This is a genomic window from Sphingomonas sp. ABOLG (genome assembly GCF_003950435.1).
Taxonomy (GTDB): Bacteria; Pseudomonadota; Alphaproteobacteria; order Sphingomonadales; family Sphingomonadaceae; genus Sphingomonas; species Sphingomonas panaciterrae.
In genome coordinates this window covers 1-583 of record NZ_QQWW01000048.1, presented here as the reverse complement: position 1 = coordinate 583, position 583 = coordinate 1, and the positions used below count along the sequence as shown (strand labels likewise).

Sequence of the window (583 nt, the reverse complement as noted above, 5' to 3'; positions counted from 1 at the left end):
CGCAAGGTGTTCGACCTGCACGAGCGCCTCTCCACGCCGCTGACCACCGATATCCTGGAGCGCATCGGCGCGCTCTATGCCGTCGAGGCGGAGGTGCGTGGTCAGCCGCCGGATGTACGCCGTCGAGCGCGACAGGAACGAAGCCAGTCGCTGGTCGACGCCTTGCGCGAGGTGCTCGACGCTGCCCTTCGCCGCCTGTCGCCCAAGTCCGACATGGCCAAAGCCATCGCCTATGGCACCAAACGCTGGCCGGCGCTGTGCCGCTTCCTGGGTGACGGGCGTCTGGAGATCGACAACAACATCGCGGAGCGGGCCCTGCGCGGCGTCGCCGTGGGAAGGCGCAACTGGCTGTTCGCGGGTTCGCGCGCAGGCGGCGAGCGAGCCGCCGCCATCTACACCGTCATCCAGACCTGCAAGGCCAACGGCGTCGACCCGCAGGCCTATATCGCCGATGTCATCGCCAGGGTCGCCGGCGACTGGCCCGCCACCCGCTGGGACGAGCTGATGCCGTGGAACTGGGTGCCCCAGACAGATCAGCCAACAGCCCAAGCCGCATAAACTGCGGTCCTCACGCCACGCTTAC

1 protein-coding gene is annotated in these 583 nt (G+C 68.3%); it reads left to right on the top strand.

Features of this window, described 5'->3' with window-relative positions; translation table 11 throughout:
- On the top strand, positions 1 to 558 hold a 558-nt coding region (locus CA236_RS18605; protein ID WP_164519005.1), incomplete at its 5' end, for a transposase.
- Between the last annotated feature and the right edge of the window lie 25 nt (positions 559 to 583).